Annotated in this window: 7 protein-coding genes and 2 pseudogenes; 5 read left to right on the plus strand and 4 right to left on the minus strand. The window is 66.0% G+C overall.

Translation table 11 applies throughout. The features are described 5' to 3' along the window. The 3 genes and pseudogenes from G6045_RS36335 to G6045_RS36345 form a co-directional block, all read left to right on the plus strand. Positions 1-877, plus strand: a pseudogene (locus tag G6045_RS36335) (NACHT domain-containing protein); the annotation flags it as partial. A gap of 185 nt (positions 878-1,062) precedes the next feature. Then, a complete protein-coding gene (locus G6045_RS36340; protein ID WP_165336497.1) occupies positions 1,063-1,611 on the plus strand; it encodes a helix-turn-helix domain-containing protein in 549 nt (182 codons plus the stop codon). 258 nt (positions 1,612-1,869) lie between these two features. Then, positions 1,870-2,871: a pentapeptide repeat-containing protein gene (locus G6045_RS36345; protein WP_165336493.1), complete on the plus strand. Its 1,002-nt coding sequence runs from the start codon at positions 1,870-1,872 to the stop codon at positions 2,869-2,871. Between the two features lie 278 nt (positions 2,872-3,149). Here G6045_RS36345 and G6045_RS36350 read toward each other — a convergent pair whose 3' ends face one another. The 4 genes and pseudogenes from G6045_RS36350 to G6045_RS36365 form a co-directional block, all read right to left on the minus strand. Continuing rightward, the gene (locus G6045_RS36350; RefSeq protein ID WP_165336494.1) at positions 3,150-3,803 is read right to left on the minus strand and encodes a DcrB/PsbP domain-containing protein; all 654 of its coding nucleotides are present in this window, start codon (positions 3,801-3,803) and stop codon (positions 3,150-3,152) included. Positions 3,804-4,411: 608 nt separating this feature from the next. After that, positions 4,412-5,698: pseudogene (locus G6045_RS36355) on the minus strand (IS256 family transposase). 126 nt (positions 5,699-5,824) lie between these two features. After that, entirely contained in the window at positions 5,825-6,292 is a 468-nt protein-coding gene (locus G6045_RS36360) for a hypothetical protein (RefSeq protein ID WP_165336495.1), read from the minus strand. A 95-nt stretch (positions 6,293-6,387) separates the two neighbouring features. Beyond that, entirely contained in the window at positions 6,388-7,338 is a 951-nt protein-coding gene (locus G6045_RS36365; protein ID WP_165336496.1) for a hypothetical protein, read from the minus strand. 627 nt (positions 7,339-7,965) lie between these two features. Here G6045_RS36365 and G6045_RS42500 point away from each other — a divergent pair. Both G6045_RS42500 and G6045_RS36370 read left to right on the plus strand, forming a co-directional pair. Next, the gene (locus tag G6045_RS42500; RefSeq protein ID WP_456243485.1) at positions 7,966-8,079 is read left to right on the plus strand and encodes a hypothetical protein; all 114 of its coding nucleotides are present in this window, start codon (positions 7,966-7,968) and stop codon (positions 8,077-8,079) included. Between the two features lie 743 nt (positions 8,080-8,822). After that, a partial coding sequence (locus G6045_RS36370; RefSeq protein ID WP_235968535.1) for a replication-relaxation family protein occupies positions 8,823-9,646 on the plus strand: 824 nt, incomplete at its 3' end.

Genomic DNA, 9,646 nt, shown 5'->3' on the forward strand with positions numbered 1-9,646 from the left:
CCACTACCCCCAGCCACCCCGCTGGACCGCCGACCAGGCCACCCGCACCTTCACCTTCCTCGCCCACTACCTGCACACCCACCAAGGCGGCAGCCCCGATATTGCCTGGTGGCATTTCAGTCACGCCGTCCCCGCCTACATGTACCGCCTCATGCTTGGGCTCGCGTTCGGCCTCGTGACCGGGCTCACGAGCGGCCTCGGGCTCGGACTCACGTTCGGGCTCGCGGACGGACTCACGACCGGACTCACGGTCGGACTCACCGCCGGGCTCATGGTCGGGCCGATGATCGGGCTCATACTCGGGCTCGCGGGCATACTCGAGGGAGGGCCCTCAAGTCGCGCAAGCATCCCCGCTAGAAGGCTGCGGTTGTCACCCAACTCCCTCGTTGTCGGACTCGCCCTCGGGCTTGTGTCTGGTCTGGCGGGCGGCGTCATGGGTGGGCTCGCGCTCGGGCTTCCGTTGGGGCTCGTGGGCGGCCTCGTGGGCAGCCTCCGAACGGAGCCGGCTGACCTGACCACCGCAATCGGGCCGACCGCCCTCCTAACGCGAGACCGCCGCACCTTCTTCACGGCTGCGCTCTCGGTTGGGATCGCATTCGCACTTCCGGTCGGACTCACGTTCGGACCCGCGATGGGGTTCGCGGTCGGGCCGGTGGTCGGGCTCGTATTCGGGCTCGAATGGTCGGCTTGGGCGACCTTCGTGGTGGCCTGGATCTACCTGGCTGCCCGGCGCCAAGTCCCGTGGCGTCTTACGGCGTTTCTCCAGGATGCGCACGAGCAGCGCGGTGTACTGCGGCAAGTCGGGGCGGCCTACCAGTTCCGCCACATCGATCTGCAGCACCACCTAGCCCACCAGCCCCGACCGCCAGCCAGTTGACCAATCGGGCCTAGCACAGCACGCAGCCAAGCTCGCCATCGCGAACTTCGAGGCACCAACGTCCTGACACACAAGATCTAGTTGGTCTCCCGTGACTTCCCGGTGGGGGTGGGGCGTTGGGCCCGATACGGGGAGGTCCGCAGGCGTCCCTGGTGATGTCGTCCCAGTGGGAGCGGAGTGACGTGGTGGACCTCGCCGAGCGACAGGAGGTAGTGGCCAAGAACCGGGCCGTGCAACGGCAGGTGTACGGGCAGACCCTCGACGTGCTGCTGCGGCAGCTGATGATGGATCTCGGCATCAATCAGGTGCGCCTCGCGGATGTGCTCGGGGTGTCCGAGCAGATGCTGTCGCAGCTGATCAACGGCTACCGCGCGAAGAGTCGCGATCCTGGGGCCGGGTACCGGCTGCAGCTGCTGTGTGAACTCGCCGAGCAGGTAGCCACGGGCCGGGTGCCGGCGGCGGACACGGACATCTACGTCGCGGACATCAAGCGGGACCCGGGCACGGTTCTGGTGCCCGCCCAGGGGCGTGCTGATGCTGCTGGAGCAGCCGTCAAGCGTGCCGTACGGGAAATCCAGTCCAGTCTGCGAGCGGTGGCCACGGCCGGCGACCTTCTCGATGCCGCGGAGCTGCTGGACGCCCGCCACCCAGAACTCGCTGCGTACTTGCGGGTCTACGGTGCTGCGCGCACGCCCGACGCGATCGCGCACTATCGAAGCCACCTGAGCGACTGAGCCTTAACTGCGTTGTCTTATGACGTTGGTTCCACGGAGTCGTCAAGCGCGAGCTGCCGGGGGAAGGCGTCCCGGGACTGAGGAAGCTGGTCGCCGCCGGCAACCGTTCGGCCGCCGATCGCATGTAGAAAAGTTATGACGACAAGTCACGAGCGGCGGCAGCCCCAATGGAGGCAGCCTCTTCGGCGCCCCAGGTCTCTGAAGCAGCGACAGGCCCGGGCGCGGCGGTGGCGTGCGTGGCGGCGGGTGGGTTCGTGGGTGCTGGTGGTGGTGGCCGGGCTGACGCTGCTGGCAGGCCTGCCTTGGCTGGTGGTGGAAGGCCCCTACTATCTCGACGACAACGTCGACGACCTCCTGGGAAGGAACGGGACGGAGTCGGGGGGCGCGGCTCTGGTGACCGGTTTACGCACGGCGTTGGTGGCGTGTGTGGCGACGGTCGGCGCCGGTATCGCTCTGGTCTACACCGTGCGCAACTACCGGCTGACCCGCCGCGGGCAGGTGACTGACAGGTTCACCAAGGCGCTGGAGCGGCTGGGCTCGGAGGAGATTTATGTTCGTATCGGCGGCGTGCTGGCGCTGGAGCAGATCGTCCAGGATGCCCCGGAGCAGGCCACGCACGCCGCGCAAGTACTGGGTCATTTCGTGCGTGAGCGCGCCCCGGACGCGGTGCCCTCGGCCTATCGCCGGGAGGTGCTCCGACCTTCCCGGCCCGCATCCGATGTGCAGGACGCGCTGAGAGCCCTGACACGGCCGGCGTCACGTACGCACCTCGATGCCCGCGACACCCTCGACCTGCCCGGCCTCCACCTCGCCGGCGCCGACCTGTTTGGAGCGGACCTCACCAACGCCGACCTGTACAAGGCAGACCTCACCGACGCCGACCTGCGCGGGGCGGACCTCACCAAAGCCGACCTACGCGGGGCGGACCTCACCAACGCCCTTCTGCTCTACGCGGACCTCACCAGTGCCCGTCTGCGCGAGGCGGACCTCACCAACGTCCTTCTGCTCCACGCAGACCTCGCCAAAGCCGACCTGCGCGGGGCGGACCTCACCAAAGCCGGCCTACGCGGGGCGGACCTCACCAGCGCCGACCTACGCGGGGCGGACCTCACCAAAGCCGACCTGCGCCGGGCGGACCTGCGCGAGGCGGACCTCACCACGGCCAGGGGTCTAACAGCCGAGCAGTTGCAGGTCGCGCGCCTGGACGGGGCGCAACTGCCGGCGGGACTCGTGGCGGAGCCGGGGACGGCGTCCAGCTGAGAGGGCGGCGGCAGGCACTACTTCTGGCAGGACCCCCGTCATGCCGACTCCAGATCAGGGCTGCGGCGTGGCACCAACGTCATGAGACGGCACACTTAACGGGATTGGCTGTGTGCTGTGCTCAGGGTGTCTGTCGAGCCGACCGTGCTGTTCTTGGACTATGACCAGCTGGTGCCGAGCGAGACCCCGCCGGCGAGCGAAACCGTGGGCGTGAAGGAGCTGCAGAAGCAGCAGGCCTGATCGCACCCTGGCGCGATCAGGCGCCGCATTCGCGGCTGTCACTGTCCGGGGCCGACATAGCAGTCCGTCACACAGAAGGACGCGACCACCGTGCGGTAGACCTCCTTGGTCCCTGGCCAGTCTTCGGCAGGGCCGAACGACGTCAGCGCGTACATGACCCCGTTGTCCGCGGTGACGACCCGCTGGATTCCGCGCCCTTCATCCGTGCGGTACTCGAGCTCGGCCGAATCCTCGTCGGGATCGATCGCCTCCAGCCTGAGCCGCTGGTACCCGACGCGCCCGGCGAGGTACGTCTCCTCCAGCTCGAGCAGCCGGTCGAAGGCAGGCACACCTTCGGCGTCCTCGACGCGCAGGTCCAGCTCCCCGCTCCCCTCGGGTGACGCCAGATAGACGCCGCCTGCGACGTCGGTCATCGACCAGTCCCACGGAACGATTATCCAGAAGCCGAGCCCATGAGTCATCCAGTTGTATCCCTCCGGCGGCTGGGAGCCGACCAGGGAACCGGGCGATGCCACCGCTTCTTCCGTAGGTGTCGGCACCTCCGTTGGTGTCGGCACCGCCGTCGGCTGCCCGCTCACCACGGTCGGCCCCGCGCGCGGCTCGCCGGACGCGCCGTCGTCCCGCAGAAGGACCCAGCCTCCGACCCCCAGGCCTGCACCGAGCAGTACGGCCGCGGTCAGTAGCGCAGCCATCCGGACCGCTCTGTTGCGGGAGGCCGGAACACTGCGCCCCGCAGGCGGAATCGAGGGCGGCTCGGACGGCCGCTCGGGGAATGCACTGCCCTGATCGCTCATGCGCGTCCCCGAACTGCGAACTCCCGTTCACGGAAGGGAGGTTCTGGGTCAACCGCTCCATTCATCGTAGAGGCGTAGGTCTCTCCCGCTACCGGTGCGTTGCAGATAAAAACGCCCCGGCGGCCGAAGCGTTGCCTGGGGCGTTGTGAGTCGTGAAGTCAGTGTTCACGGCTCGTGTACAGAGCCACGATGATCAGCTGACGGGCCGGGGCCGGTGTCACAATCCGGCGCGGCCGATCGACTCGCGCGTCGAAAGATTCGGACGCTGGATTCCGCACAGCCGGTCGTGGCCCCGAGTGGGCTCCATACCTGGGGGTGGTGCGGGTCAGTGCGGGACGGAGTCGATGATCTCGCGCGCTCCGCTCTTGAGGAGTTCGAGGGCGACGGAGACGCCGAGGGTGGTCGGGTCGGTCGCATCGCCCCACCGGTGGGCGTCGGCGATGCGTTTGCCGTCCGGGGAGAAGAGGGCCTGTCAATTTAACGGTGTAACTGGGTTGTTTGACGGGTCAGTTGTGGGCTGCTGAGAGGCATCCGTCGAACGCGATGTCGAATGCCTGGAGGGCTCGCTTCCAGCGGCTGGTCAATCGTTTGCGGCCCTTGCCGGTGGGGTCCAGGGACATGACCGCGAGGTAGATGCACTTCAGTGCGGCGGCTTCGGAAGGGAAGTGGCCGCGGGCCCGGACCGCGCGTCGGATCCGTGCGTTCACGCTCTCGATCGCGTTGGTGGTGCAGACGATTCGGCGTATCTCGACGTCGAACTGCAGGAATGGAACGAACTCGGCCCAGGCGTTCTCCCAAAGCCGCACGATTGCCGGGTATTTGTCGCCCCAGACTTCGGTGAACTCCAGGAACCGGCTGGTGGCGGCGTCTTCGGTCGGTGCGGAGTAGACGGGCTTGAGGGCCTTGGAGATCTTGTCCTAGTCCTGCCGGGCGGCATAGCGGAACGAGGCCCGCAGCAGGTGCACGACACAGGTCTGCACGACCGTCTTGGGCCATACTTCCCCGACCGCGCCAGGAAGGCCCTTCAAGCCGTCGCAGACGACCATCAGTACATCCTCGAGGCCACGGTTTTTGAGTTCGGTCAGGACTCGCAGCCAGTGTTTGGCGCCCTCGCCGCCGTCGCCGGCTCATAGGCCGAGGATGTCGCGGTGGCCTTCGGCAGTCACGGCAAGAGCCATATAGACCGGCCGGTTGGCGACTTGGCCGTCGCGGATCTTGACGTTGACGCAGTCGATGAACACGACCGGATAGACCGGGTCGAGGGGCCGGTTCTGCCACTCGGACATGCCCTCCATCACCGCGTCAGTGATCGTGGAGATAGTGGTCTTGGAGACCTCAGCCCCATAGACCTCGGCAAGATGAGCCGAGATCTCTCCGTGAGTGAGGCCCTTCGCGGACAGCGACAGCACCATCTCATCGACGCCCGTCAGCCGGCGCTGCCGTTTCTTGACGATCTGCGGCTCGAAGCGGCCCTGGCGGTCGCGGGGCACGGTGATCTCGACCGGTCCGAAGTCGGTCAGCACGGTCTTGGACCGCTTGCCGTTGCGGGAGTTGCCGCCGTTCTTCCCGGCTGCATCATGCTTGTCATAGCCGAGGTGATCAGTCATTTCACCGTCGAGTGCGGACTCCAGCAGCCGCTTCGGGAGCTGCTGCAGCAGACCGCCTTCGCCGGTCAGCTGCAGCCCGTCGGCCTGGGCCCGGGACACGAGTTCCTCGATGAGCCGTTCGTCCACGGCTGCCGTCTCGGACTCGGTCTTAGCTATGTTCTCGCTGGTCACAGGTGCATCCTCCATGATCAGAGTTACACCGTTCTATTTACAGTCCCGGGCCGGCTCCTATGTCCCGATCAACCAGGACTGGAAGCCGGGTGTTCGTGTGCGTTCAGGCCAGCGTCTTTTCGTCAGCGACGTATCAAGCGGTCAGGTTAGCCAGCTGTATGGCGCGCAGCTGTCGTTGGTCACCCACTTGTGGGAGCTGATTTTGTCGGTGACCGAGATACTGCCGCCGCCGGTGAAGTAGTTGTCAGCAATATTGGTGGCGTACGCCTCGTTCTTGGTGAGGCAGACGTATCCCCCATCCCAGTCCTGACCGGTGCCGTTGAAGAACTTGACCGTAATACTCCCCTTGTTCAGGACAGAGGACGCACTGTTGGTGTCCGCGCCTTGGAAGGGGCCGTTGCTGTTGCCCCAGTCCGAGTCCCAGCTGTTGCTGTAGCCGATGACGCCGCCGTGGCAAGTGTGGTCCTGATAGGCGTACATGTACCCGTACGCCGCCGCTGTGTAGTTGTCGCTGCAGGTCCAGTTGTCGGCGTGTGCACTCGTCGCGGGAACGATCGCTCCCAGCCCCCCAAGGGCCAAAGCGGAAAGATAGGCAGGAATTCTGCGCATGGCTGCTCCGTCTTCTGTGCGGTGTGGTGGTACATCCGCTGTCGTGGTGCCGCGGAAATCTGAGAGGTCCGGTGCGTCTGGACGGTCCGGTGCCGTCAGGCTTCGGAGTCGGTGATGTTTTCGGCCCGGGGCAAAGCGGCGAGTCTCATGCGCTGATAGGCGGCGATGTCTTCGCTGTAGGCTTGAAGTTTCTTGGCGCGGTATTCACGTTCGAGGGCACGAGCCGTTTTGCCCAGTGAGGTCTTCACCGCACACGTCGCTTCGGTCACCGCCAACTGAACCTCCGTGGCATGGGCCCGGTCGGCACTCATTCCCTGCGTGAGCGCATGGCGCTGCTCACGGATCTCGGCCGGGGACGCATAGGCATGGCCGGCTTTCCGCATGCACCGCGACCATGTCTCGACCGCTTTCACGAAGCGCGGGTCCTTGACGAGGTGCGGAACGTAGAGGGGCGTCAGGCTCGTGCCGATCTTGTTGACACGGAACCAGGTCGCGGTGTCGCCGTACAGCTTCCCCTTCGCTTCTGCCAGACAGCCCGTGCTGGTGGTGCTGACCGTGCCGCCGCTGGGAAGGTTCACCGACAGTTTGCCCTTCGAGAGGTCGCCGTCCAGGGTCTTCGTGTAGCGGACGAGATCTGCCTTCGGGAGGGCGTTGGCGTACGCGGCATTTGGGTCGGCTAGGCGAGCCTGCTCGGCCTTCTTCTCAAACTCCCGGCCGTAGCCGTATGTGCGAGCCCAGTTGACATCGTCCAGGATGTAGCCGCCCCCTTGGCGCTCCGCCACGCTCGCCCTCGGCGCCACCCAATAGCGGAACCCTTTGCCCTCCATGCACTCTTTGACAAGGATCGACTCGGCGTGTTCGACCAGGATCTCCTCTGCATCGGTCAGGTCCCGCTCCTGCCCCTTGAGGTTCGAGTGCGTGAAGTCTTGCGCTGGGCGATCGGGATTTTTCCCGTCGCCTACGCTGCTCGCGCAGCCGACTGCGGTGAATGCAGTGAGTGCCGTGATCAGCGTCGCCGTGCAGGCGGCCGCAGATGCTCGCCCCATGTCTTGTGCGCTCCCCTGTGGTCCCTGACGTCTCGATTCGTGCGGACTTCATCGTTGGTCACACTCTCGGGAAGTAGTCAGGGAACTGGTCGAGAGTGCTGCTGGCATGGCAGATACAGCTTCTCGGGCTGGCCTTGTACGAACCTTGCAGGAACCTTGAACCGCGCGATCCAGCCTGGTGAGTTTGCCCGACTGAAGATCATTTATGGGGCAACTTTAGTGGCCATGTCACCGATGCGGACTTACGGAGGCGGGTGAGATTCGTGCGCTCACTCTCCGCTCTGCCGACGCGCGGACGTCGAGGAATGCCGGAACTGCCTGGAAGGGGTCCTCACTTGCTGACGTACGACATCAAATTCTGAACCTTGCGGAAGCATGCTGCCGGAAGGGCGCTCCAGCGCCTGGCCCTCGCCGCCATCGACCTGTACATCGACCACGACTGTCGGCGTACGAGGATTTCTCCTTGGGGCGTACGAGCCAACGTCCCCAGTTCCTTGACTGGCTCCAGCGCTGTGACCTGCGCACGACCAGCGTCGAGGTGGGGACGGATCGCTGTACTGCGCTGCCCCCTTTGGTGTGTACGCCGACACCACGCCCGTATCGCGACGTTCCAGCAGGCCGCTGGCGGTGCGCCTGGTTACCTCTCCGTGGCCCGCGACCGCGGGCATGTCCTTCACGATCACGCCGAGCAGCAACACCGACACCTCGACGGTGACCTGGGTGCTACTGGAGCTCGCCTGATCCCTCGACCGTAGGAGGCTGTCCATACCGAGCGGCATTGTTACACCGTGTGTCGGTTAGTTCTCGCACGTCGCCGCTCGACCCTTGTCCGTCCATGGTCACCTTGATGCCGATACACCTGACGACCGAGCCTGCCTCCTCCCAGTCCGGCATCTCCATCGTCACGTAGACGGAGCCAGCGAGCGCATGAAGAGATCACGGGCGCTCACAGGAACAGGCCCCATTCACTACTCGTAGTGCAGCGACGGGGCGCGCGACCCTACGCCAGCGCGGCCCTACCTCGCAGCAACATCGCGTTCACCCACGGGCGGGGATCTGCGACCAACACTCACGCCAGGGGCCATCGGGTGCGCTTCGTTTCCTGGACTGTTGAGCGCGGAGGCAGCCGACGCGCAGCAGAGACCACCCCCGCGCCCTCCCCGATGCCTGCGCGCCTTCCCTACCCCGCCACTTTTCTTCTTTCAGGTGGGCAGGGAGCAGCGTGGGCAGAGGGGATGTCGGGCTGCTGGTCGGGGCCGCACCAGCGGCATGACCTGCATGTTCGCAGGCCGTCACGGTACGTCGTACGGACAGTTGTCGGACCGGTGGTGGGACGGGTTATCGGCCTGGTCCACAAGGGAGTTGTCGTTTCGTGACCGTGGTCGGGCCCAGGCGGTCGACCATCCGGTGCGGGCCGGCTGGTGCGCTGACTTGTAGAGCGAGGTGCCGGGCAGACGGGGCCGACGTACAAGGGGAGGCGTGCCATGGTGCTGATCGGTGTCGACGCAGGCGACGGAGACCGGATGGCGCTGGCGGTGCTGGCGCAATACCGGATGGCCACCACCCATCAGATGCACCGCATCCTCGACCAGCCGGTGCGGATCGAGCAGACACGGCGCCGTCTGGCTCGTCTGCGGGCCCAGGGGCTCATCGAACACATCACTCTTGCGCAGGCTGGCCGCACCCGCGTCTGGTTTCCCACCGCCTACGGGCTGCAGCTGGCCGGCGAGTGGCCCGAGTTACGCGGACGCCGGCCCGCCAAGACGGTGTCCGACCCGACCGCGGTGCGCCTGAAAGCCGCCCACACGCTGACGGTCACCGAAACCGCCCTCGCCTTCCTCGAAGACGCCCGCCGCCACGGTGACGTGTGCCGGCCGCTGGACTGGATCCCCGAAGTCCACCACCCCATCGGCAACGGCCAAGCCGTCATCCCTGATGCGCTCATGTATTACCGGCGCGGCATCGCCGACAAGTCGGGTGGCGCGATGCTGCGGGCCTTCATCGAAGTCGACCGGGCCACCATGGGACCCGAACGACTCGCCGCCAAACTCTCCCTCTACGACCGCCTCCACCACTACACACCCACCACCCCCGCACACCGGCCACCAGCGCAGCCAGGCATGGAGTCATGGCGACACCAGTACCCTCTCTTTCCCCGCCTCCTGTTCGTCCTCGACGGCACAGGAAAAACCGGGATCGAAAACCGGATCAGCGCCCTCAACGCCGCCGCCCATTCGCTGAGGTCCTTCCTGAGCCAAGTACCCGTCTACGCCACCTCCCTCACCGACCTGATCACCCACTCCCCCAC

Source organism: Streptomyces mesophilus (assembly GCF_011044995.1).
Lineage (GTDB): Bacteria > Actinomycetota > Actinomycetes > Streptomycetales > Streptomycetaceae > Streptomyces > Streptomyces mesophilus.